The sequence below is a fragment of the Pantoea sp. 9140 genome, assembly GCF_000745295.1.
In the GTDB taxonomy this organism is placed as follows: Bacteria; Pseudomonadota; Gammaproteobacteria; order Enterobacterales; family Enterobacteriaceae; genus Pantoea; species Pantoea vagans.
Window position 1 is genome coordinate 679845 of the sequence record NZ_JQNO01000001.1, and the last position, 20956, is coordinate 700800.

The following is a 20956-nucleotide window of genomic DNA, read 5'->3' on the forward strand; positions in this document are numbered from 1 at the left end:
TTTCAGTCCATACTGAGGCATTTTTTTACACCTAATTTAGAGGTATATCCATGGGTCACGCACAGAAAAAGGCAGAGCGTTTGTACATTCCGCCTCGTGACAAGCGCGCCATAGCGGGTCCGAGAGCGTCAATTGGTGACGATTCAACGCATCATGATCAGGTCAGAAATGCTTTTGGCTTTGGTTTCGCTCGCTATGAAAAAGCGATGGATGATCTGTCAAAAGTGTAAGCGAGCTAAGCGTAGATGGCTGAGTATGTTGAGGGAGTAAATTACCTTTCAGTAGATGACCTAATTTTTATAAACAGGTCTTTAATTGAAGCTCAAACGCCATCAGAGCAAATTCGCGTCCTAGACGACAACAGTCTCGGTTCATCACAGGCTCGCCCTAGCCAGATAAGATACTATGAACAGACAGATGATATGTTTCGTCTGTCTGCTGCACTTATCGAGAGCATCATCCAAAACCATTCATTTGCAAACGCTAATAAGCGTACGGCAATGATGTCAGGTTACATTTTCCTCCTCATAAACGGATATGAACTGACCGCTCCTGATCATGAAATGGTCACCATTGCGGAAGGTATCGCGATGAAGGAATATGACGTTGAGGACCTTGAGAACTGGCTTTGTCATTGGGCAAGAGCATATGATTCAAGAAGCCTGTGCATTAAGGCTCAAGTCAGGATCTGCGAAATCTTGCAAATTAAAATAAGCAAATGATTTTAATGGATTAAAATAGACATCGCTAACTAAACAAACCCGCCATTGAGCGGGTTTTTTTATGCCCGGAGAAAGCATGCCAGTTTCACCACAATCACAGGCTGGCGGTGAATCGCAGGCCTATAAAGCGCTATCAGATTCCATCTTCTCCATGCTCCGCGTTTCCATGCCCGGCATCATCCAGAGCTTTGATCCAATAGCCTGCACTTGCACTGTTCAGCCAGCCATCAGCGGCCAGACGGCCGATGAGTTGGGTAACTTCAAATCGGCACCGCTTCCTCTGCTTCTTGACGTCCCTGTGATATTTCCTCGCGGCGGCGGATGCACAATCACCTTCCCGGTTAAGGCCGGGGATGAGTGTCTGGTCATCTTCAGCGACCGGTGCATTGATTTTTGGTGGCAGAACGGCGGCATTCAGGAGCCAGTAGACCCGCGCCAGCACGACCTGTCAGACGCCTTCGCTATCATCGGCCCTCAGTCACAGGCTGAAGTGATAAGCAACATCAGTACCTCAACGCTGCAGATGCGTACCGATGACGGGGCGGCTTATATCGAGCTGGACCCGAACAGCCATGCAGTAAATATCGTCGCGCCTGGCGGGCTGAATGTAACAACCCCTTTGGCTAAGTTCAGTCAGGCGGTAACGATTACGGGACTGCTGACGTGGATGGGGGGCATGGTTGGAAGCCTTGCGACCGGTACCGCTGCAAAAATTACCGGCGCCATAGAATTCATCGGCAGCCTGAAATCAAACGGCAAAGACATCAGCGACCAGCACACGCATAACGGCGTGCAGTCTGGCTCTGGCAATTCCGGCAAGGTGAACTGATGCGATACAGACGCGAAGATGAAAACGGTGATTACACCTTCGGTAAAGGGGATGACACCTGGCTGATTAACTCTCCAGAATGCGTAGCTCAGGCGATCAAGACGCGATTCCTGCTCTGGTACGGTCAGTGGTTCCTCGACACGACAGAGGGCACACCGTGGGTTCAGTCGGTGCTCGGGAAGCAGAAACCTGAGACATACAACCTGGCTATCCGAAAGAGGATACTGGAGACGCCCGGTGTTAACTCGATTAAATCGTTTGATACCAACCTGAACACCTCATCCCGGCGTGTAATTTTTACCGCAACCATCGAAACCATCTACGGAACGACGACCGTCACAAGCGAGGCATAATGGCTCTCAATCTCGATACGCTGGGGCTCTCCGCTACGGTGACCGCCTCAGGGATAAGTGCGCCCGATTACCAGACAATCCTGAGCACTCTCACCAGTTATTTTCAGCAGATTTACGGCACCGATGCCTATTTAGAACCAGACAGCAAAGACGGTCAGATGGTTGCCCTTGTGGCACTAGCAGTGCATGACGCCAACAACACAGCCATTCAGGTTTACACGTCATTCTCGCCATCAACCGCACTGACTGACGCTCTCACGCGTAACGTGAAAATCAACGGCATCACACGTAAACCCTCAACTAACTCAACGGTTGATTTAACGCTGACAGGAACAGCTGGCACCACCATCACCAATGGATCGGTGAAAGATGCAAACGGCATTATCTGGAACCTTCCTGCCAGCGTGACTATTGGCGTAGGCAGCTCAGTAACGGTTACAGCGACCAGTGCCGTGCCTGGTGCTGTGGCAGCAGTTGCTGGCTCAATCACTCAGATCAACACGCCTACACGTGGCTGGACAGCAGTTAGTAACTCAACTGCGGCCGCAGTGGGTTCAGATGCAGAAAAGGACTCGGCGTTACGCATCAGGCAGGGCCAGAGCGTTGCTATTCCTTCCCTCACGCCATTTGAGGCAGTCGATGGCGCGCTAGCTAACGTTTCAGGAGTAACCCGCCACAAGCTCTATGAGAATGACACCAGCGTAACGGACGCCAACGGGATTACCCGAAATTCTATCGCTGCCATTGTGGACGGCGGGGATGCCACGCTTATAGCACAAACCATCCGCGGCAAAAAAGGTCAGGGCGTAGGAACATTTGGTAGTACAACAATTCAAGTTCCCGATAAGTACGGCAACCCGCATGACATCAGATTTTCTCGGCCAACAAATGTGCCGATTTATGCGGCAATTGTGCTTAAAGTTTTCACCGGCTACACCACGCAAATTGGTGAACAGATTAAGCAGGCGATAGCTGATTACATTAACTCGTTGACGATCGGGGATGACGTGTTGCTCAGTCGCCTGTATTCGCCTGCAAACCTCGGCGTAGTCAGTGGCGGCAACGCCCGCTATTACGACATCAACAGCCTGCAGATAGGTAAGTCAGCCGGTGCGGTTTCAGCCTCAAACATCGTCATCGCCTACAACGAATCGGCCACCTGCAGCACTGCAAACATCTCTATCACGGCATCGTCATGAGTAAATACACCGACCGTATAACCAATTATCACAGGGGTAAGCCCCTGTTCGTTGATCACGTCGACCTCTCAACACGACCACTTACAGATACATCTGTTGCCATTAAGGGACTTGTTTCAGCCTTTGATATTGATGAGGCGGTGGGCGTTCAGCTGGATGCGCTGGGTGAATGGATAGGCAGGAGCCGGATTGTCAGCCAGCCGATATCAGGCGTGTATTTCTCATTCGATACTGCCGGACTGGGATGGGATCAGGGTGTATGGCAGGGACCATATGACCCTGACGCCGGCTATACCAGTCTCAGTGACGACACTTACCGCATCATCCTGAAAGCAAAGATCGCAATCAATAACTGGGATGGCACCAACGATAGCCTGCCTCAGATTCTGGATACGGCGCTGGAAGGTTCCGGCCTGAGCATGCAGATCGTCGACAACCAGGACATGACTATAGGTGTGTGGGTATTCCCGGACACAGATATCAGCAATGTGTCCCTGGAGTTGATTGCTGCCATACGTCAGGGATACCTGACTGTTAAGGCTGCAGGTGTCTACGCCGGAAGCATCTCAACTCCATCAGTTATCACACCCTCGACGGGAAACAAGTTCTTTGGCTTCGATCTCGACAACAAATACATCGCCGGATTTGATGATGGCGCTTGGGAGAAAAAATTATAATGGCTACTAACGACTTCAAACCCTTCGCTGTTGGCTCTGGCGCGAACGTTACAACTCAGGCTGATTGGGTGGCACTGGCTGCTCTGGCTCAAGGATTCCAGTCTGGAAAGGCTTCATCCGCTCAGATCAATAAGGCGCTTCGTCAGAGTTCAACAATTGCCGCCATGATGGGTCAGTTCATCGCAAATTCCGGAACTGATGCGCTGGATAATGGTGACGTGGCAACTATGGTGACCAATCTGATTGCAGCATTGAAGGGGAACCTTAGCCTTAAGTCTGCCGCATATAAAGATGCTGGTAATGGGGTCGGGCAAATACCTGACATGAGTTACTTTGCAAACAGCACGGGGTCACCTGGTTATCAAAAGATTCCTGGTGGATTAGTGATGCAGTGGGGAACTGCAGCGGTTCCCTCAGCAGGCTCGGCAGTAGTTACATACCCTCTAGCCTTTACTCAGGGTATCGTTCAGATAATAACGCCAATCGATAGTAGCTCAACAAACAACTATCGAGTGGGCGTTGATACATCAACGCTTGCAACACTTACCCTGCGTTCAACTAATACACAAAACACAACTGGTGTTATGTGGCTAGCTATTGGCAAAATCTAAGGAATAACATGGAAAACAAATACTTCTATTCACCAAGCACGGGTGGGTTTTACCTTGAGAATGTGCATGATTTTATTCCTGAAGACGCTGTTCAGATTGATGTCGATACCTACAGTTCTCTGCTGTCTGGTCAGGAAAAGGGACTTGTAATCACAGCCGACAAGAATGGAAAACCGCAGCTATCCAGCCCGCCCGCACTCAGCAAGGACGAAGAGTTATCCCTAGCTGAATCAAGGAAAGCATCTTTAATGGCAGAGGCGACGGTAGCCATCAATCCGCTACAGGACGCAGTAGATCTTGGGGAAGCAACTTCAAAAGAAGAAGCGCTGTTGAAAAGTTGGAAGCAATACCGTGTGACATTAAATCGAATGGATCTATCTTCCGCTCCTGATATAAAGTGGCCGGAGAGGCCACAATAAATCATGCAGGTGATATTTGATCAGTTGGCTAACATCCTGTTAGCCAATTTCCGACCGTAATTCCTGAGAGGAACTTCAATTAACCTGAAGTTTAACTCTGCCAATACTGCTGTTAGCGCAATAGCTGAGAGTGTCATTATAACGCATAAGGCTATTGATTTAGATGGCCCCTCGCCAATGGAAACATAATGACGCACTGTAGCCTCCTGTACGAAGTATATTACTGGCATATGGATTATATAAATTGCATATGATCTCGCACCTATCCAAAGAAATATTTTTTTTAAGGATTTTGGGCAGAAAATATACCCTTTGTTAAACGATGAAATATAAACAAAAATGAATGACACGAGTGAAAGGTACCCTACAAGGAACCTGCTGTTGTTCAGGTAGTCACCTCTTATCATCAACATCAGAAGCAGAGCCAGCGTGACAGAGACGGATAGTATTCGGCCACTCATGAATGCAGGTTCATACCTGGATGATTTACCACTCAAAGTCCACGTCGCAATCAAAACGCCCCAAAGCATGGCGTCAATCCTGAAATTGAAAGTCAGGTTTCCTTGCCTATGGATGAAAAAAAGCACGAACAGCATGATGGCAATCACTGCCGTCCTTTTTTCTCTTGGTGTAAACAGGAGAAACAGGGGAAAAACTATGTAAAACTGTTCTTCAAGCGAGAGAGACCAGTAGGGACCGAAAGTGACCTGAAGGTGGGCATCACTCATAATGGCGGAAACAACATTATAATTGTAGGTTATTACTGAAAGCGCCTGGTAGATATTGAGATCCATCTTTCCAAATGCACCAGATATATTATATGTTGCCGTCATCAGCAGCATAATGACAACCCAAAATGTAGATGTTGGCATCAATCGAAACAATCTCTTTATATAGAATGCCTTTATCTCTCCCCTGTTGCTTATGCCCGCCTCTTTATTTGAGTCAATTGACCTCATTATCGACATGCTTACGACATAACCTGATATACAGAAAAATAGGTCAACCCCACCCCAGAAGCTGAACAATCTGTTAATTGAAGCGAAGAAGGTGTGATCGCTCCAGAAGTACAGAGAAGGGAAGTGCTGCACAAGAACCATGATGATTGCGAAAGCGCGCAGAATTTCAATGTCGCTGTTTGGTCTCAGCTTTTCCATTTGGCCTCAGATGTGAATGTTAAGCGGCAAGATAGTATCAACCAATCATTCTGGCTGGTAGTCATAAAAAAGCCCGGCGACCGGGCAATGACTCAACCGCGCCTCTCTGAGAAGGCTACGGGGTGGGTAATTTGAGGTTAGACACACCCCGCCTTAACCGCCAGATTGAAATCTCCTTTCCCATCAGACCCTTTACAAATCTGTGGCTCACTTCACCTTGATCAAATCTACCGATCGATATTACTGTTTATCCATACAGTATTTATCAGAGGAGGATTTATCATGGCGAGAGAGAGTGACATAAACGGTGCCTTTATGGCCGCGATAAAAAAAGACAGTATGGGTCGGCAGATAGTCACTACAGCGGCATTCCAGAAGAACCTGGACGACGTGAACCACGTCTGGACGCTGCAGGAGTGCAACCGGTGGATACGGTACTATCAGAACTTCTTCTTCGAGCTGGTCACGGAGCAGAGCGAGAACAAGACCTGGGCGCTCCGCAACATGGGATATGTGAGGTAACTATGGGATTTCCATCACCTGCAAGTGACTACATTGAAAAGCGCATCGACCTGAACGACATCCTGATGCCTCACCGCAATAACATGATCCTGATTGAGACGCCTGACGGGTTCGTGCTGGCTGACAAATCTGTTAAGCCAAAGCCCGGCGATAAGGTCGCATTCCAGCTCGGTGAATTCCCGCAACTGGGAAGACTGTTCCGGACGGGCATTATTACTCTGGATGGTGAGACGATCGACGGTGAAGGGCTGGAAGGGATTATCGTGCTGGGGAAGGTAACGGCTGAGGTGCTATCTGTTCACGAGGCTAGTCGCCCCATTATTTAAAGGTGTGCCAAAACTGTGCCAGAAAAATGACACAATCCCGCATAAATCTGCAAAGAACGGCGGTCGCTAACTTGCTGGCTGGCTTGTGTAGCGGGTTGCGCGGTTGATATGATGCGCCACTTTTAATTAATCATCGGACTGTTTCTCCGATGGAGGCTTTGTGAAATTTGAACTTGATACCACAGACGGGCGCGCACGCCGTGGCCGTCTGATTTTTGATCGCGGCGTGGTGGAAACCCCGGCGTTTATGCCCGTTGGCACCTACGGCACCGTGAAAGGCATGACGCCGGAAGAAGTGCAGGAAACCGGCGCGCAGATCATTCTGGGCAATACCTTCCACCTCTGGCTGCGTCCGGGCCAGGAGATCATGAAACTGCATGGCGATCTGCATGACTTTATGCAGTGGAAAGGCCCGATCCTGACCGACTCCGGCGGCTTCCAGGTCTTCAGCCTGGGCGACATCCGTAAAATCACCGAAGCGGGCGTGCATTTCCGTAACCCGATCAATGGCGACCCGATCTTCCTCGATCCGGAAAAATCGATGGAGATTCAGTACGACCTGGGTTCCGACATCGTGATGATTTTCGATGAATGTACGCCGTATCCGGCGGACTGGGACTATGCCAAAAGCTCCATGGAGATGTCGCTGCGCTGGGCGCAACGCAGCCGTGATCGTTTCGACAGCCTCGGGAATAAAAATGCCTTATTTGGCATTATTCAGGGCTCGGTTTACGAAGATTTACGAGATGTCTCGGTGAAAGGTCTGGTAGAGATTGGCTTTGATGGGTACGCTGTGGGCGGCCTGGCGGTGGGTGAGCCTAAGCAGGATATGCACCGTATTCTTGAGCACGTCTGTCCGCAGCTTCCGCAGGATAAACCGCGTTATCTGATGGGTGTCGGCAAGCCAGAAGATCTGGTTGAAGGCGTCCGTCGCGGCGTTGATATGTTTGACTGCGTGATGCCAACCCGTAATGCGCGAAATGGTCACCTGTTTGTCACCGAAGGTGTGGTGAAGATTCGCAACGCCCGCTACAAAGATGACACTGCGCCGCTGGATGCGGAGTGTGATTGTTACACCTGTCGCAATTATAGCCGTGCCTACTTGTATCATCTCGACCGTTGTAACGAAATACTGGGCGCGCGTCTGAATACTATCCACAATTTGCGCTACTACCAGCGTCTGATGGCAGGTTTACGCCAGGCCATCGAAGAGGGTAAATTAGAGCGCTTTGTAACTGAGTTTTACCAACGGACGGGCAAAGAAGTTCCGCCATTAACGTCTGATAATTCATCAATGAGGGAAATTTAATGAGCTTATTCATTTCTGACGCCGTGGCCGCAGCAGGCGCTCCGTCTCAGGGAAGTCCGTATTCTCTGGTGATCATGCTGGTGGTGTTTGGTCTGATTTTCTATTTCATGATCCTGCGTCCGCAGCAGAAACGTGCGAAAGAGCACAAGAAGCTGATGGATTCCATCTCTAAGGGTGATGAAGTGCTGACCAGCGGTGGCCTGGTAGGCCGCGTAACGAAAGTCTCTGACACGGGCTACGTAGCTATCGCGCTGAATGACACCAATGAAGTCGTCATTAAACGTGATTTCGTCGCCGCCGTGCTGCCGAAAGGCACTATCAAGGCGCTGTAATTCTTTCTTCCCTAAGGGAACTGCCGTGTTAAATCGTTATCCTTTGTGGAAGTACGTAATGCTGGTCGTCGTGATTCTCGTCGGCCTGCTCTATGCGCTTCCCAACCTGTATGGTGAGGATCCGGCCGTTCAAATCACTGGTGCGCGCGGAAGCGCCGCCAGTGAGCAGACGTTGGATCAAATTCAGTCCGCATTAAAACAAGACAATATCCAGAGCAAATCTGTTGCGCTGGAAAATGGTGCGATTACCGCGCGTTTCGCTAATACGGATGTGCAGTTACGCGCCCGTGAAGCGATCATGAAAGCGCTGGGTGAAAACTACGTTGTCGCGCTGAACCTTGCGCCTGCCACGCCGCGCTGGCTGACGATGCTGTCAGCAGAGCCGATGAAACTCGGTCTCGATCTGCGTGGTGGTGTGCACTTCCTGATGGAAGTGGACATGGACACCGCGCTCAGCAAGCTGCAGGAGCAGAATGCTGACACGCTGCGTAGCGACCTGCGCACCAAAAATATCCCCTACACCAACGTCAATAAAATCGCGAACTACGGCGTGGAAATTCGTTTCCGTGACGCTGCCAGCCGCGACGCGGCGATCTCCTGGCTGAGCTCGCGTCATCAGGATCTGGTGATCAACAGCAGCGGCAGCGATGCACTGCGTGCCACCATGAGCGATGCCCGTCTCAGCGAAGCGCGTGAATATGCGGTTCAGCAGAACATTACGATTCTGCGTAACCGTGTAAACCAGCTGGGCGTAGCTGAACCGCTGGTTCAGCGTCAGGGTTCCGATCGTATCGTGGTTGAGCTGCCGGGTATTCAGGATACGGCGCGCGCCAAAGAGATTCTGGGTGCCACCGCGACGCTGGAATTCCGTCTGGTGAACACCAGCGTGGATCCGACTGCGGCGGCCAGTGGCCGTGTACCGGGTGACTCTGAAGTTAAAGACATGCGTGATGGCCAGCCGGTCGTGCTTTACAAGCGGGTGATCCTGACCGGTGACCATATCACCGACTCAACCTCCAGCATGGATGAGTACAACCAGCCACAGGTGAACATTTCACTGGATGGCGCAGGCGGTAACATCATGTCCAACTTCACCAAGGACAATATCGGCAAGCCGATGGCGACCCTGTTTGTGGAGTACAAGGACAGCGGTAAGAAAGATGCCAATGGCCGTTCCATTCTGGTGAAGCAGGAAGAGGTGATTAACGTCGCCAATATCCAGTCTCGCCTGGGGAACAGCTTCCGCATCACCGGTATCAACAACCCGAACGAAGCGCGTCAGCTGTCGCTGCTGCTGCGTGCCGGTGCGTTGATTGCGCCGATCCAGATTGTGGAAGAGCGTACTATCGGGCCGACCATGGGTCAGCAGAACATTACTCAGGGTCTGGAAGCCTGCCTGTGGGGTCTGCTTGCCTCGATCCTGTTTATGGTGGTGTTCTATAAGAAGTTTGGTCTGATTGCGACGAGTGCACTGCTGGTGAACCTGGTGCTGATTGTCGGCATCATGTCCCTGCTGCCGGGCGCGACCCTGACCATGCCGGGTATTGCCGGTATCGTGTTAACGCTGGCGGTGGCAGTCGATGCCAACGTACTGATTAACGAACGTATTAAAGAAGAGCTGCGAAACGGGCGCTCGGTTCAGCAGGCAATTCATGAAGGCTATAAAGGCGCCTTCTCCAGTATTGTCGATGCGAACGTGACCACCCTGATCAAAGTTATCATTCTTTACGCGGTCGGCACCGGTTCGATCAAAGGCTTTGCGATTACCACTGCAATTGGTATCGCGACCTCAATGTTCACCGCGATTATCGGTACCCGTGCCATTGTTAACCTGGTTTACGGTGGCAAACGCATCAACAAGCTGTCTATCTGAGGAGTGCGTTGTGGCACAGGAATATAACATTGAGCAGTTGAACCACGGGCGTAAAGTCGTCGACTTTATGCGCTGGGATAAGCTGGCCTTCATCATTTCAGGACTGCTGATTGTGGCCGCGATTGCGATCGTGGGCGTGCGTGGTTTTAACTGGGGCCTCGATTTCACCGGTGGTACGGTGATTGAGATCGCGCTGGAGAAACCTGCCGACCTCGACACGCTGCGTAGCGAACTGGTGAAAGCGGGCTTTGACGAGCCGCTGGTGCAGAACTTTGGCAGCAGCCGTGACGTGATGGTGCGTATGGCACCGGTTACCGGCCCGGCAGGTACCGAGTTAGGCAATAAAGTGGTGTCGGTGATCAACCAGACTACGCAGCAAAACGCGACCGTTAAGCGCATTGAGTTCGTGGGGCCGAGTGTGGGCAGCGACCTGGCGCAGGCGGGTGCGATGGCGCTGCTGTCGGCACTGATTGCGATTCTGATCTATATCGGCTTCCGCTTTGAGTGGCGTCTGGCGCTAGGCACTGTGCTGGCGCTGGCGCATGACGTGATCATCACCTGCGGCCTGCTGGCGCTGTTCCGCATTGAAATCGACCTGACGATTGTTGCCTCGCTGATGTCGGTGATTGGCTACTCGCTTAACGATAAAATTGTGGTCTCTGACCGTATTCGTGAAAACTTCCGCAAGATCCGTCGCGGCAGCTCTTACGATATTACCAACGTGTCACTGACCCAGACGTTAAGCCGTACCCTGATTACCTCGCTGACGACGCTGGCGATGATTCTCATCCTGTTCATATTTGGTGGTGCGCTGCTGAAAGGCTTCTCACTGACCATGCTGATTGGTGTGACGATTGGTACGATTTCATCGATTTATGTCTCTTCAGCGCTGGCGCTGAAGCTGGGTATGAAGCGTGAACATATGATGGTGCAGAAAGTCGAGAAAGAGGGCGCCGATCAGCCTTCTATCCTGCCTTAATCGCGCGTCAGAAATAAAAACGGGCAGCCTTTTGGCTGCCCGTTTTTTTTGCACCACGGCTAAGGATTAGCGGGTGCCGCAGGGGAGGTCGGGGGCGGTGCGTCAGCGGTCACGTTATGCACGCGGACATAACCCAGTTGCTCCGGCGTCAGGCCGCTGAGTCGAAGTGGAATGCTCGCCGAATGCTGCGGCAGCAGCGAGGCAGGCACCGCGACCGTCTGCGTCAGACTGTCACTGCTCAGCGGTTTACCGGTCGCCGGGTCGAGTTCACCCCAGATCACCGTTGCGTGCAGGGCGGGCAAAGGCCGATCGTCCATTGATCGTACGGTCAGGGTTGCCCGCGAACCGCTGGCTTCCGCAGTGACAGGGGACAGCGTCAGTCGCAACGTGCCGAGCTGAGTCTGCAGCGCCACTGGCGTATTCGCCTGTGGCACCAGCCAGGCACCCTGCTGCAACTGGCTGTTAAGCTGTCCCTGAATCTCCAGCGTGCTGGCCTGCGTGGTCAGATGCTGCATCTGCTGATTGAGCTGACTCACTTCCTGATGCAGCTCTCTGACCTGCGGGTTACCTGCACTGCTACTGCAACCGCTCAGCGCCACCAGTGAGAACGCCACCGGAACCCAAACCATCCTGCTCATAAGTTATCCTTGTCCGTTATTTTGGAATACGTAAAACCTGGCCAGGATAGATCTTATCAGGATGGGTGAGCATTGGCTTATTCGCTTCGAAAATCTTGTTATATTCGTTAGCGTTACCGTAAACCTGTTTAGAAATAGCGCTCAGCGTGTCGCCTTTCTTCACGGTGTAAAGCTCTGACTCGGCCGCGCTGTCTGTCACGGTGACCTTGTCTTCCACTTTTGTGATGCCTGCCACGTTACCTGCCGCGATCAGAATCTTCTCTTTCAGCTCCTGAGAAAGGCCATCGCCGGTCACGGTGACGGTATCACCATTGACCTTTACGTCTACCTTGTCGCTGTCTGGCAAGCCGAGCTTGTTGATGTGATCCTGCAGCTTTTTATTCTGATCGTCACCGCCGTTTACGGCGTCCCAGAGTTTTTCACCGGCTTCTTTCACAAAGTTAAACAGACCCATACAACCTCCAATGTGTTAGTGGAAAATTTTAATTGCAGCTCTTAAAGCGTAGTCCCTTTTGCCGCAGACGAAATTTAGCATCGTTTATCCTGCGATGAGAAGCCCGCGAAAGACACGGAAGAGATTTTGTTGATTCGCAGTTCGCGCTACACTGTATGGCCCATCACTCTCGCGTCAGGAAACGTCATGCATTGCCCATTCTGCTCCGCTGTGGACACCAAAGTGATTGATTCTCGTCTGGTTAGTGAAGGCTCCTCGGTGCGACGCCGCCGCCAGTGTCTGATGTGTCATGAACGCTTCACCACCTTTGAGGTGGCGGAACTGGTGATGCCCCGCGTGGTGAAAAGCAATGATGTGCGCGAGCCTTTCAATGAAGACAAAATGGCCAGCGGGATGATGAAAGCGCTTGAGAAGCGTCCGGTCAGTGCCGACGCGGTAGAAAGCGCCGTAAACCATATTAAAACGCAGCTGCGCGCCACCGGCGAACGTGAGATCCCCAGTAAGCTGATTGGCAATCTGGTGATGGATGAGCTGAAAAAGCTCGATAAAGTCGCCTATATTCGCTTCGCCTCGGTTTACCGCAGCTTTGAAGATATTCGCGATTTTGGCGAAGAGATCGCCCGGTTACAGGATTAGAGTATGGACGAACGCTATATGGCGCGTGCGCTGGAACTGGCGCGACGCGGCCGTTTTACGACCATGCCGAACCCGAATGTCGGCTGTGTGATTGTGCGCGATGGTGAAGTCGTGGGTGAGGGCTGGCATCAGCGTGCCGGTGAACCCCATGCTGAAGTCCACGCTCTGCGCATGGCTGGCGAGAAAGCGCGTGGCGCAACGGCCTATGTCACGCTGGAGCCGTGCAGCCATCATGGCCGCACGCCGCCCTGCTGTGATGCGCTGATCGCCGCAGGTGTGATCCGTGTCGTCGCCGCCATGCAGGACCCGAATCCGCAGGTCGCGGGGCGCGGACTGCACCGTCTGCATCAGGCGGGCATCGACGTCAGCCATGGTCTGATGATGCCGGAAGCCGAAGCACTCAATCGCGGCTTCCTCAAGCGCATGCGCACCGGCTTTCCCTGGATTCAGCTCAAGCTGGGCGCGTCACTGGATGGCCGCACGGCCATGGCCAGTGGCGAGAGCCAGTGGATCACCTCTGAGGCTGCCCGCCGTGATGTGCAGCGTCTGCGGGCGCAAAGCGCCGCCATTCTCAGCAGTAGCGCTACGGTGCTGGCGGACGATCCCTCTCTGACCGTGCGCTGGTCTGAACTCAATACCGACAGCCAGGCTCTGGTTGATGAGCAGCAACTGCGTCAGCCGGTACGTGTGATTATCGACAGCCAGAATCGCGTGACGCCGCAGCATCGGCTTATCTCACAGCCGGGCGAAACCTGGCTGATGCGCCATCAGCCGGATCAGCAGCTCTGGCCCGCTGACGTCACGCAAATCGCCGTGCCGCTGCGCGAACAGCAGCTGGATCTGGTGGCGATGATGATGCTGCTGGGACAGCGACAGATTAACAGCGTCTGGGTTGAAGCGGGTGCGACGCTCGCCGGTGCCCTGTTACAGGCCGGGCTGATGGATGAACTGATCGTTTATCTGGCACCTAAGCTGTTAGGTCATGAAGGACGCGGCCTGTGTCAGCTGCCGGGGCTCAGCCAGCTGGCTGACGCGCCTGCGTTCCGTTTCAGCGATGTCCGGCAGGTCGGTGACGATTTACGTCTGACCCTGACACCGCAATAGCATGCCCGGAAAAGCGAGAGCACGCCGCCTAAGAGTATGATAGAATCCGCCCCCCTGCGCGGGGCCAACCAAACCCCTGAAAGGATAAGTATGAAAGTTATCGAAGCTGCTGTTGCAACGCCTGAGGCCAATGTTGCCATCGTCATCGCGCGTTTTAACAACTTCATTAATGACAGCCTGCTGGATGGCGCAGTTGATGCCCTGAAACGTATCGGCCAGGTCAAAGATGAAAATATCACCGTTGTCTGGGTGCCGGGTGCTTACGAACTGCCGCTGGCAGCACGTGCGCTGGCGAACTCCGGCAAACATGATGCGATTATCGCACTCGGCACCGTTATTCGTGGTGGCACTGCGCACTTCGAATATGTGGCGGGTGAAGCCAGCTCTGGTATCGCCAGCGTTGCCATGAACAGCGACATTCCTGTCGCGTTCGGCGTGCTGACCACTGAAAGCATCGAGCAGGCCATTGAGCGTGCCGGCACCAAAGCGGGTAACAAAGGTGCTGAAGCGGCGCTGACTGCGCTCGAAATGATCAACGTATTGAAAGCCATTAAAGCCTGATTTTTGTAAGGGGAATTTTGTGAAACCTGCTGCTCGTCGTCGCGCCCGTGAGTGCGCTGTTCAGGCGCTTTACTCCTGGCAGTTGTCGAATAACGACATTGCCGATGTGGAATACCAGTTTCTGGCGGAACAGGACGTCAAAGACGTCGACATTACTTACTTCCGCGAACTGCTGTCCGGTGTGGCGACCAACAGTGCGTATCTGGATGGACTGATGAAGCCCTATCTGTCGCGTCAGCTCGAAGAGCTGGGCCAGGTAGAAAAAGCTATCCTGCGCATCTCGCTGTATGAGTTGAGCAAACGTGATGATGTGCCCTATAAAGTGGCCATCAACGAAGGGATTGAGCTGGCGAAAGTCTTCGGTGCCGAAGACAGTCATAAATTTGTTAACGGCGTGCTGGATAAAGCCGGTCCACAAATTCGACCCAATCGCAAATAAACAAAAAGGCCGGCTTGCCGGCCTTTTTTCATGAAGAGTTAAGCGGAACGTAATTATGTCTTGTGGTGAATTTGAACTCATCGCACGCTACTTCAACCGCAGAACACGCAGCCGCCGTGATGTCGAACTCGGCATCGGTGACGATTGTGCGTTACTTAGCGTGCCGGAAAAACAGACGCTGGCGATCAGCACCGATACCCTGGTCGCGGGTGTGCACTTCTTACGGGATATTCATCCTGCCGATCTGGGTTACAAAGCCCTGGCTGTTAATCTTAGCGACCTCGCTGCCATGGGCGCCGATCCCGCGTGGCTGACGCTGGCCTTAACGCTGCCGCAGGTCGATGAGAGCTGGCTCTCTGCCTTTAGCGAAAGCCTGTTTGAACTGCTGGAATATTACGACATGCAGCTGGTGGGCGGTGACACGACCCGTGGCCCGCTGAGCCTGACGCTGGCGATTCACGGTCTGATGCCGCAGGGCCGCGCCCTGAAACGCTCCGGAGCGAAGCCGGGCGACTGGATCTACGTGACCGGCACGCTGGGTGACAGCGCAGCGGGTCTGGCGCTGTTGCAGCATCACTGCCGCATCAGCGATCCGGCGGTGCATGAGGCACTGATTAAACGGCATCTGCGTCCGATGCCGCGCATTCTGCAGGGCCAGGCACTGCGTTCGCTGGCCTCTTCAGCGGTGGACCTTTCTGATGGCCTGATTTCCGACCTCGGCCACGTGCTGAAAGCCAGCGGCTGTGGTGCACGGCTAAACCTGGATGCGTTGCCGCTGTCGCCGGCGCTGCGCGACCATTTCGACCCTGAGCAGGTATTGCGCTGGGCGCTGAGTGGCGGAGAAGATTACGAACTCTGCTTCACCGTGCCGGAAGTGAATCGCGGCGCGCTTGATGTGGCGCTGGGGCATCTGGGCGTGCCTTATACCTGTATCGGGCAGATAGCACCGGAATCAGAAGGCTTAACGCTGCTGGATAATGGCAAACCTGCCACATTCCATCATAAAGGGTTTGATCACTTTGATACTAAATAACGACGTGGCGAAGAGCCGCCTGCGGATGAGCAATCCCTGGCATCTGCTGGCCACCGGTTTCGGCAGCGGATTAAGCCCGGTCGTGCCTGGTACCATGGGATCGCTGGCGGCCATCCCATTCTGGTGGCTGATGACCTTTCTGCCGCAGGATCTCTATTCGCTGGTTGTGCTGGTGGGTATCTGCGTCGGTGTCTATCTCTGCCATCGCACCGCCAAAGATATGGGCGTACACGATCACGGCAGTATTGTCTGGGATGAATTTATCGGCATGTGGATTACGCTGATGGCGATCCCGGTCAACAGCTGGCAATGGGTGCTGGGCGGCTTTGTGCTGTTCCGTATTCTTGATATGTGGAAACCATGGCCGATTCGCTGGTTTGACCGCAATGTGCATGGCGGCATGGGCATTATGGTGGATGACATCATTGCTGGCGTGATTTCTGCGGCCATGCTCTATGGCTTTGGGGTCTGGCTAGAGGGTTAATCGCCGAGGCTGAACGCCTGAATAAGAGGTGACGCCCGGCCAGGGCGTCACATTCTGATTTATTCGAATCCCACCGCCTGATGCGGCTGATAGACCTCTTCCAGCAGGGTAATCTCGTCGTCACTCAGGGTGACATCCACCGCCTTCACCAGATCCTCAAACTGCTCAGCGCGCGATGCACCAATAATCGGTGCCGTAACGGCAGGCTTGCTCAGCAGCCAGGCCAGCGCCACCTGCGCCCGCGTCACACCTTTACTTTCCGCCACCTGTGCCAGCCGCTCTGCAATCACGGCATCGTTCTCTTCGGTGTTGTCATAGAGCTTTGCCATCACCTGATCGGAGGCGGAACGTGCAGTGTTTTCCCCCCACGGGCGGGTCAGCTTACCGCGCGCCAGGGGACTCCATGGCAGCACGGCGATCTGCTCTTTCAGGCAGAGCGGATGCATTTCCCGCTCCTCTTCACGCTGAATCAGGTTGTACTGATCCTGCATGCTGACAAAGCGATGCCAGCCCTGATCTGACTGCAGCTGCAACGCCTGCGCAAACTGACTGGCGTGCATGGATGAGGCGCCGATATAGCGGGCTTTGCCGGACTGCACTACGTCATGCAGCGCTTCCAGCGTCTCTTCCAGCGGTGTCTCGTAGTCCCAGCGGTGAATCTGCAGCAGGTCGACATACTCCATGCCGAGACGCTGAAGGCTGTCATCAATGGATTGCAGGATATTTTTGCGCGACAGTCCCTGTGAGAGATTGGTCAGTGGAAAATAGACTTTAGTGGCGACCACGATCTCTTCGCGGCGGGCAAAATCCTTCAGCGCCCGGCCCAGGATCTCTTCACTGCTGCCATCGGAATAGCTGTTGGCAGTATCAAAGAAGTTGATGCCCGCGTTCAGCGCCTGCTGGATCAGCGGACGGCTGCTTGCTTCCGGCAGCGTCCAGGCATGATTACCGCGCGTTGGCTCGCCATAGGTCATACAGCCAAGACAGAGACGCGACACCTGCAGATCGGTAGTACCCAGTTGAATCGTTTTCATGGTGGAGGCTCCTGCGAAAGTGCAAAGGTTACAGCATAGCAGGATGTTGCGCTCCCCAGGGGGGAGCGCAGAGAGGAGAGGTTACTGCGCCAGCCAGCGGGCGATCTGTTGCTGAATGCCCTCCGCGTCCAGCAGATAGTCATGACGCACTTCATCCTGCGTGCCCTGCGGGATGAACTCATCGGGCAGGCCGATGTTCAGTACCGGAATGCCCAGGCGTTTCGCCATCACAAACTCATTTACGCCACTGCCCGCACCGCCTTTGATGGCACCTTCTTCCAGCGTTATCAGCGAGTCGTGGGTGTTAGCGAGTTCGGCGATCAGCGCTTCATCCAGCGGCTTCACAAAGCGCATATCGACCAGTGTCGCGTTCAGCGCTTCCGCCGTGGCGGCGGCTTCCGGCAGCAGGGTACCGAAGTTCAGAATCGCCAGCTTTTCACCCTGACGTTTCACGACTGCTTTACCCAGCGGCAGACTCTGTAGTGGAGCCAGCGGGGTACCGACACCGGTGCCGCGCGGATAGCGCACCGCACTCGGGCCAGCCTGATGGTGATAGCCGGTATAGAGCATCTGCCGACACTCATTTTCATCGCTCGGCGTCATGATCACCATATCCGGCACGCAGCGCAGATAGGCGAGATCAAACGCGCCCTGGTGGGTCTGACCATCCGCGCCAACAATACCACCGCGATCGATAGCAAACAGGACCGGCAGTTTCTGGATGGCGACGTCGTGGATCAGCTGATCGTAGGCGCGTTGCAGGAAGGTGGAATAGATTGCAACAATGGGTTTATAGCCACCAATCGCCATACCGGCCGCGAAGGTCACCGCGTGCTGCTCAGCGATCGCCACGTCAAAATATTGCTTCGGGAATTCACGTGAGAAGGCCACCATGCCGGAGCCTTCACGCATCGCCGGGGTAATCGCCATCAGCTTCGGATCGTCGGCGGCCATTTCGCACAGCCAGTTGCCGAAGATTTTAGAGTAGCTCGGCAGACCCTCTGCGCTTTTCGGCAGTTCGCCAATCGCCGGGTCAAATTTAGGAACGGCGTGCCAGGCAATCGGATCTTCCTCTGCCGGGGCGTAGCCTTTACCTTTCTTCGTCATGATATGCAGGAACTGCGGGCCTTTCAGGCTGCGCATGTTGCTCAGCGTATTGACCAGCGTCAGCACATCGTGACCGTCAACCGGGCCAATATAGTTAAAGCCCAGCTCTTCAAACAGCGTGCCCGGCACGACCATGCCTTTGAGATGCTCTTCGGTGCGTTTGACCAGCTCTTTGATTGGCGGCAGATTTGTCAGCACGCGCTTACTGCCTTCGCGCAGTCGTGCGTAGGTTTTCCCCGACAGGATCTGCGCCAGGCGATTATTCAGCGCGCCGACGTTTTCGGAAATCGACATCTCGTTATCATTGAGGATGACCAGCATGTCCGGCTTGATATCACCGGCATGGTTCATCGCTTCAAACGCCATACCTGCGGTAATCGCACCATCGCCAATAATACAGGCGGTGCGACGGCCTTGACCTTCACGTTCTGCCGCCGCTGCCATGCCGAGACCGGCACTGATAGAGGTCGATGAGTGACCGACGCTCAGGACGTCATATTCACTTTCACCGCGCCACGGAAACGGGTGTACGCCGTTTTTCTGACGGATAGTGCCGATGCGATCGCGGCGACCCGTCAGAATTTTATGCGGATAAGCCTGATGACCCACATCCCAGACCAGATGGTCAAACGGGGTGTTATAGACATAATGCAGCGCGACCGTCAGTTCAACCACGCCCAGACCCGATGCAAAATGGCCGCTGGAGCGACTCACACTGTCTAACAGATACTGACGCAGTTCATCACACAGCGCAGGCAACTTCTCTTTTGGCAGGGCGCGCAGCGCCTGAACCGTGTCTGCCAGCGCCAGTGTCGGGTATTTAGCAATATCAAAACTCATCAGAGACTCATTATGGAAGTTATTTGTCGCGTTCAATTATGAAGCTCGCCAGCGCCTGCAGTGCTGTAGTGTTATAAGAGTGCGCAGCGAGCAATTCTAAAGCATCAAGAGCTTCCTGATACAAATCCCGCGCTTTGGCACGGGCACTTTCAAGGCCTAACAGTGAAGGATAGGTGCTTTTCCCCAGATCCTGATCGGCACCCTGACGTTTTCCGATCACTGCTGTGTCGCCGATCACATCCAGAATGTCGTCCTGCACCTGAAACGCGAGACCAATCGCCTCTGCATAGCGGTCGAGCAGCGGCAGCGCTTCGCGACCCGCATCGCCTGCCGTTAATGCGCCTAGCCGTACCGCTGAGCGGATCAGGGCGCCGGTTTTGTGGCGATGGATCTGTTCCAGCTGATCGAGATCGACGGATTTGCCTTCCGCCGCTAAATCCAGTGCCTGCCCGCCACACATCCCGGCTACGCCACTGGCTTTTGCCAGTTCGGAGAGCATCATCAGTCGATATTCGGCGCTGACACCGGGCATTGCTTCATCGGCCAGAATGGAAAAGGCCAGCGTCTGCAGAGCGTCGCCCGCCAGAATCGCGGTATCTTCGCCATATTTAATGTGACAGGTTGGCTGCCCGCGACGCAGTGCATCATTGTCCATCGCAGGGAGATCGTCATGAATCAAAGAGTACGCATGAATGCATTCAACTGCGGCGGCAGGGGCATCCAGGCTCGCCGGATTGGCGTGGAGCATTTCGCCGGTCGCGTAGACCAGAAAAGGACGCAGACGTTTACCGCCTAATAATGCCCCATAATGCATGGCATTCACCAGAGGAGAACTCTGAAAAGGAAGTGGCTCTATAAAACGCGTCAGCGCGGCGTTCACCTGCTGCTGATAAACGTCGAGTAAGCGGGCAAAATCCATTAGTCGTTTTCCGGCGTGAAAGCAGTGAGGTCGGCATCTTTATCATCGTTCAGCAGAATGCGGACCCGCTGTTCAGCCTGCTGCAGCGTCTGCTGCCCATTCCGCGCCAGCTGCACGCCGCGCTCAAATTCGTTCAGGGCTTCTTCCAGCGGCAGTTCACCACTTTCCAGACGGCTGACAATCTGCTCCAGCTGCTGCAATGACGTTTCAAAGCTGGCTGGCTGTTCGGCTTTTTTCGGCATATTTCGTGTCGACTCACGGTTGGGACATTATCTCGTAATCGGTCATGGTAGCTGAGACCCTATGATTAGCAAAATAATCAATGCGGCGGCTGATGAAGAAGCAGTCACCTGACAAAGGTGATATACTCCCGCGCCTCGGATGCGGTTGCGCCTTGCA

The 20956-nt window shown here is 53.8% G+C and carries 27 protein-coding genes; 20 read left to right on the forward strand and 7 right to left on the reverse strand.

Going from position 1 to position 20956, the window contains the following annotated elements:
* Nucleotides 1-50 precede the first annotated feature (50 nt).
* The 8 genes from FA92_RS03130 (at nt 51) to FA92_RS03165 (ending at nt 4810) form a co-directional block, all read left to right on the forward strand.
* Complete coding sequence (locus tag FA92_RS03130; RefSeq protein ID WP_033782125.1) at nt 51-230, forward strand: hypothetical protein; 180 nt, start codon at nt 51-53, stop codon at nt 228-230.
* A gap of 15 nt (nt 231-245) precedes the next feature.
* Entirely contained in the window at nt 246-722 is a 477-nt protein-coding gene (locus FA92_RS03135; protein WP_033782127.1) for a type II toxin-antitoxin system death-on-curing family toxin, read from the forward strand.
* Nucleotides 723-798: 76 nt separating this feature from the next.
* Nucleotides 799-1551, forward strand: a complete 753-nt coding sequence (locus FA92_RS03140; RefSeq protein ID WP_033782129.1) for a Gp138 family membrane-puncturing spike protein — start codon at nt 799-801, stop codon at nt 1549-1551.
* A complete protein-coding gene (locus tag FA92_RS03145; RefSeq protein ID WP_033782131.1) occupies nt 1551-1904 on the forward strand; it encodes a bacteriophage protein in 354 nt (117 codons plus the stop codon). The genes FA92_RS03140 and FA92_RS03145 overlap by 1 nt, the downstream gene beginning before the upstream one ends.
* Nucleotides 1904-3103 carry a baseplate J/gp47 family protein gene (locus FA92_RS03150; RefSeq protein ID WP_033782134.1) on the forward strand — a complete coding sequence of 400 codons (1200 nt, stop codon included), beginning with the start codon at nt 1904-1906 and terminating at the stop codon, nt 3101-3103. The genes FA92_RS03145 and FA92_RS03150 overlap by 1 nt, the downstream gene beginning before the upstream one ends.
* Nucleotides 3100-3780: a DUF2612 domain-containing protein gene (locus FA92_RS03155; protein WP_033782137.1), complete on the forward strand. Its 681-nt coding sequence runs from the start codon at nt 3100-3102 to the stop codon at nt 3778-3780. Before FA92_RS03150 ends, FA92_RS03155 begins: the two co-directional genes overlap by 4 nt.
* On the forward strand, nt 3780-4391 hold the full coding sequence (locus FA92_RS22950) for a hypothetical protein (protein WP_051926448.1): 612 nt from the start codon (nt 3780-3782) through the stop codon (nt 4389-4391). The genes FA92_RS03155 and FA92_RS22950 overlap by 1 nt, the downstream gene beginning before the upstream one ends.
* Before the next feature lie 8 nt (nt 4392-4399).
* Complete coding sequence (locus tag FA92_RS03165; RefSeq protein WP_033782138.1) at nt 4400-4810, forward strand: tail fiber assembly protein; 411 nt, start codon at nt 4400-4402, stop codon at nt 4808-4810.
* A gap of 20 nt (nt 4811-4830) precedes the next feature.
* Here the strand turns inward: FA92_RS03165 and FA92_RS03170 are convergent, their stop codons facing one another.
* On the reverse strand, nt 4831-5967 hold the full coding sequence (locus FA92_RS03170) for an acyltransferase (protein WP_033782140.1): 1137 nt from the start codon (nt 5965-5967) through the stop codon (nt 4831-4833).
* Nucleotides 5968-6249: 282 nt separating this feature from the next.
* Here FA92_RS03170 and FA92_RS03175 point away from each other — a divergent pair, with 282 nt between their 5' ends.
* From FA92_RS03175 to secF, 6 genes are all read left to right on the forward strand, one after another.
* Nucleotides 6250-6489, forward strand: a complete 240-nt coding sequence (locus tag FA92_RS03175) for a hypothetical protein (RefSeq protein WP_033782143.1) — start codon at nt 6250-6252, stop codon at nt 6487-6489.
* Nucleotides 6490-6491: 2 nt separating this feature from the next.
* Nucleotides 6492-6815 carry a phage repressor protein gene (locus tag FA92_RS03180; RefSeq protein WP_033782144.1) on the forward strand — a complete coding sequence of 108 codons (324 nt, stop codon included), beginning with the start codon at nt 6492-6494 and terminating at the stop codon, nt 6813-6815.
* Between the two features lie 160 nt (nt 6816-6975).
* Complete coding sequence (tgt, locus tag FA92_RS03185) at nt 6976-8124, forward strand: tRNA guanosine(34) transglycosylase Tgt (RefSeq protein WP_033782146.1); 1149 nt, start codon at nt 6976-6978, stop codon at nt 8122-8124.
* On the forward strand, nt 8124-8456 hold the full coding sequence (yajC, locus tag FA92_RS03190; protein WP_009091760.1) for a preprotein translocase subunit YajC: 333 nt from the start codon (nt 8124-8126) through the stop codon (nt 8454-8456). Before tgt ends, yajC begins: the two co-directional genes overlap by 1 nt.
* A gap of 25 nt (nt 8457-8481) precedes the next feature.
* Nucleotides 8482-10329: a protein translocase subunit SecD gene (gene secD / locus FA92_RS03195; protein WP_013356970.1), complete on the forward strand. Its 1848-nt coding sequence runs from the start codon at nt 8482-8484 to the stop codon at nt 10327-10329.
* 10 nt (nt 10330-10339) lie between these two features.
* Nucleotides 10340-11308: a protein translocase subunit SecF gene (secF, locus tag FA92_RS03200; protein ID WP_013356971.1), complete on the forward strand. Its 969-nt coding sequence runs from the start codon at nt 10340-10342 to the stop codon at nt 11306-11308.
* Nucleotides 11309-11367: 59 nt separating this feature from the next.
* On the opposite strand, the gene FA92_RS03205 is transcribed toward secF, so the two are convergent.
* Both FA92_RS03205 and lysM read right to left on the reverse strand, forming a co-directional pair.
* Nucleotides 11368-11946: a DUF3251 domain-containing protein gene (locus FA92_RS03205; RefSeq protein ID WP_033782152.1), complete on the reverse strand. Its 579-nt coding sequence runs from the start codon at nt 11944-11946 to the stop codon at nt 11368-11370.
* 16 nt (nt 11947-11962) lie between these two features.
* Nucleotides 11963-12400, reverse strand: a complete 438-nt coding sequence (lysM, locus tag FA92_RS03210; RefSeq protein ID WP_033782154.1) for a peptidoglycan-binding protein LysM — start codon at nt 12398-12400, stop codon at nt 11963-11965.
* Between the two features lie 186 nt (nt 12401-12586).
* Here lysM and nrdR point away from each other — a divergent pair, with 186 nt between their 5' ends.
* From nrdR to pgpA, 6 genes are all read left to right on the forward strand, one after another.
* Nucleotides 12587-13036 carry a transcriptional regulator NrdR gene (gene nrdR / locus FA92_RS03215; protein WP_009091750.1) on the forward strand — a complete coding sequence of 150 codons (450 nt, stop codon included), beginning with the start codon at nt 12587-12589 and terminating at the stop codon, nt 13034-13036.
* Nucleotides 13037-13039: 3 nt separating this feature from the next.
* Nucleotides 13040-14140: a bifunctional diaminohydroxyphosphoribosylaminopyrimidine deaminase/5-amino-6-(5-phosphoribosylamino)uracil reductase RibD gene (gene ribD, locus FA92_RS03220; RefSeq protein ID WP_033782155.1), complete on the forward strand. Its 1101-nt coding sequence runs from the start codon at nt 13040-13042 to the stop codon at nt 14138-14140.
* A 90-nt stretch (nt 14141-14230) separates the two neighbouring features.
* Complete coding sequence (gene ribE / locus FA92_RS03225; protein WP_013356975.1) at nt 14231-14701, forward strand: 6,7-dimethyl-8-ribityllumazine synthase; 471 nt, start codon at nt 14231-14233, stop codon at nt 14699-14701.
* 19 nt (nt 14702-14720) lie between these two features.
* The gene (nusB, locus tag FA92_RS03230) at nt 14721-15140 is read left to right on the forward strand and encodes a transcription antitermination factor NusB (RefSeq protein ID WP_013356976.1); all 420 of its coding nucleotides are present in this window, start codon (nt 14721-14723) and stop codon (nt 15138-15140) included.
* Between the two features lie 55 nt (nt 15141-15195).
* The gene (gene thiL / locus FA92_RS03235; RefSeq protein ID WP_033782156.1) at nt 15196-16173 is read left to right on the forward strand and encodes a thiamine-phosphate kinase; all 978 of its coding nucleotides are present in this window, start codon (nt 15196-15198) and stop codon (nt 16171-16173) included.
* Nucleotides 16118-16657, forward strand: coding sequence for a phosphatidylglycerophosphatase A (pgpA, locus tag FA92_RS03240; protein ID WP_071888653.1), 540 nt, complete (start codon nt 16118-16120; stop codon nt 16655-16657). The genes thiL and pgpA overlap by 56 nt, the downstream gene beginning before the upstream one ends.
* Nucleotides 16658-16716: 59 nt before the next feature.
* Here the strand turns inward: pgpA and FA92_RS03245 are convergent, their stop codons facing one another.
* The 4 genes from FA92_RS03245 to xseB all read right to left on the reverse strand — a co-directional run bounded on the left by FA92_RS03245 (nt 16717) and on the right by xseB (nt 20799).
* Complete coding sequence (locus FA92_RS03245; protein ID WP_033782158.1) at nt 16717-17691, reverse strand: aldo/keto reductase; 975 nt, start codon at nt 17689-17691, stop codon at nt 16717-16719.
* A gap of 81 nt (nt 17692-17772) precedes the next feature.
* Nucleotides 17773-19638 carry a 1-deoxy-D-xylulose-5-phosphate synthase gene (gene dxs, locus FA92_RS03250; RefSeq protein ID WP_013356980.1) on the reverse strand — a complete coding sequence of 622 codons (1866 nt, stop codon included), beginning with the start codon at nt 19636-19638 and terminating at the stop codon, nt 17773-17775.
* A 19-nt stretch (nt 19639-19657) separates the two neighbouring features.
* Nucleotides 19658-20557, reverse strand: a complete 900-nt coding sequence (gene ispA, locus FA92_RS03255) for a (2E,6E)-farnesyl diphosphate synthase (RefSeq protein WP_033782159.1) — start codon at nt 20555-20557, stop codon at nt 19658-19660.
* Nucleotides 20557-20799 (reverse strand): exodeoxyribonuclease VII small subunit, encoded by a 243-nt coding sequence (gene xseB / locus FA92_RS03260; RefSeq protein ID WP_013356982.1) that lies wholly within the window; start codon nt 20797-20799, stop codon nt 20557-20559. The genes ispA and xseB overlap by 1 nt, the downstream gene beginning before the upstream one ends.
* Nucleotides 20800-20956: the final 157 nt, after the last annotated feature.

What these genes read in the sequence shown, in the direction of transcription:
- lysM (WP_033782154.1), bottom strand. Translation starts at nt 12,400, where the DNA reads ATGGGTCTGTTTAACTTTGTGAAAGAAGCCGGTGAAAAACTCTGGGAC.
- FA92_RS03245 (WP_033782158.1), bottom strand. Translation starts at nt 17,691, where the DNA reads ATGAAAACGATTCAACTGGGTACTACCGATCTGCAGGTGTCGCGTCTC.
- nrdR (WP_009091750.1), top strand. Translation starts at nt 12,587, where the DNA reads ATGCATTGCCCATTCTGCTCCGCTGTGGACACCAAAGTGATTGATTCT.
- FA92_RS03180 (WP_033782144.1), top strand. Translation starts at nt 6,492, where the DNA reads ATGGGATTTCCATCACCTGCAAGTGACTACATTGAAAAGCGCATCGAC.
- FA92_RS03165 (WP_033782138.1), top strand. Translation starts at nt 4,400, where the DNA reads ATGGAAAACAAATACTTCTATTCACCAAGCACGGGTGGGTTTTACCTT.
- FA92_RS22950 (WP_051926448.1), top strand. Translation starts at nt 3,780, where the DNA reads ATGGCTACTAACGACTTCAAACCCTTCGCTGTTGGCTCTGGCGCGAAC.
- FA92_RS03145 (WP_033782131.1), top strand. Translation starts at nt 1,551, where the DNA reads ATGCGATACAGACGCGAAGATGAAAACGGTGATTACACCTTCGGTAAA.
- FA92_RS03205 (WP_033782152.1), bottom strand. Translation starts at nt 11,946, where the DNA reads ATGAGCAGGATGGTTTGGGTTCCGGTGGCGTTCTCACTGGTGGCGCTG.
- FA92_RS03140 (WP_033782129.1), top strand. Translation starts at nt 799, where the DNA reads ATGCCAGTTTCACCACAATCACAGGCTGGCGGTGAATCGCAGGCCTAT.
- xseB (WP_013356982.1), bottom strand. Translation starts at nt 20,799, where the DNA reads ATGCCGAAAAAAGCCGAACAGCCAGCCAGCTTTGAAACGTCATTGCAG.
- FA92_RS03130 (WP_033782125.1), top strand. Translation starts at nt 51, where the DNA reads ATGGGTCACGCACAGAAAAAGGCAGAGCGTTTGTACATTCCGCCTCGT.
- FA92_RS03170 (WP_033782140.1), bottom strand. Translation starts at nt 5,967, where the DNA reads ATGGAAAAGCTGAGACCAAACAGCGACATTGAAATTCTGCGCGCTTTC.
- FA92_RS03155 (WP_033782137.1), top strand. Translation starts at nt 3,100, where the DNA reads ATGAGTAAATACACCGACCGTATAACCAATTATCACAGGGGTAAGCCC.
- FA92_RS03135 (WP_033782127.1), top strand. Translation starts at nt 246, where the DNA reads ATGGCTGAGTATGTTGAGGGAGTAAATTACCTTTCAGTAGATGACCTA.
- ispA (WP_033782159.1), bottom strand. Translation starts at nt 20,557, where the DNA reads ATGGATTTTGCCCGCTTACTCGACGTTTATCAGCAGCAGGTGAACGCC.
- thiL (WP_033782156.1), top strand. Translation starts at nt 15,196, where the DNA reads ATGTCTTGTGGTGAATTTGAACTCATCGCACGCTACTTCAACCGCAGA.
- FA92_RS03150 (WP_033782134.1), top strand. Translation starts at nt 1,904, where the DNA reads ATGGCTCTCAATCTCGATACGCTGGGGCTCTCCGCTACGGTGACCGCC.
- ribD (WP_033782155.1), top strand. Translation starts at nt 13,040, where the DNA reads ATGGACGAACGCTATATGGCGCGTGCGCTGGAACTGGCGCGACGCGGC.
- ribE (WP_013356975.1), top strand. Translation starts at nt 14,231, where the DNA reads ATGAAAGTTATCGAAGCTGCTGTTGCAACGCCTGAGGCCAATGTTGCC.
- FA92_RS03175 (WP_033782143.1), top strand. Translation starts at nt 6,250, where the DNA reads ATGGCGAGAGAGAGTGACATAAACGGTGCCTTTATGGCCGCGATAAAA.
- pgpA (WP_071888653.1), top strand. Translation starts at nt 16,118, where the DNA reads ATGGCAAACCTGCCACATTCCATCATAAAGGGTTTGATCACTTTGATA.
- yajC (WP_009091760.1), top strand. Translation starts at nt 8,124, where the DNA reads ATGAGCTTATTCATTTCTGACGCCGTGGCCGCAGCAGGCGCTCCGTCT.
- dxs (WP_013356980.1), bottom strand. Translation starts at nt 19,638, where the DNA reads ATGAGTTTTGATATTGCTAAATACCCGACACTGGCGCTGGCAGACACG.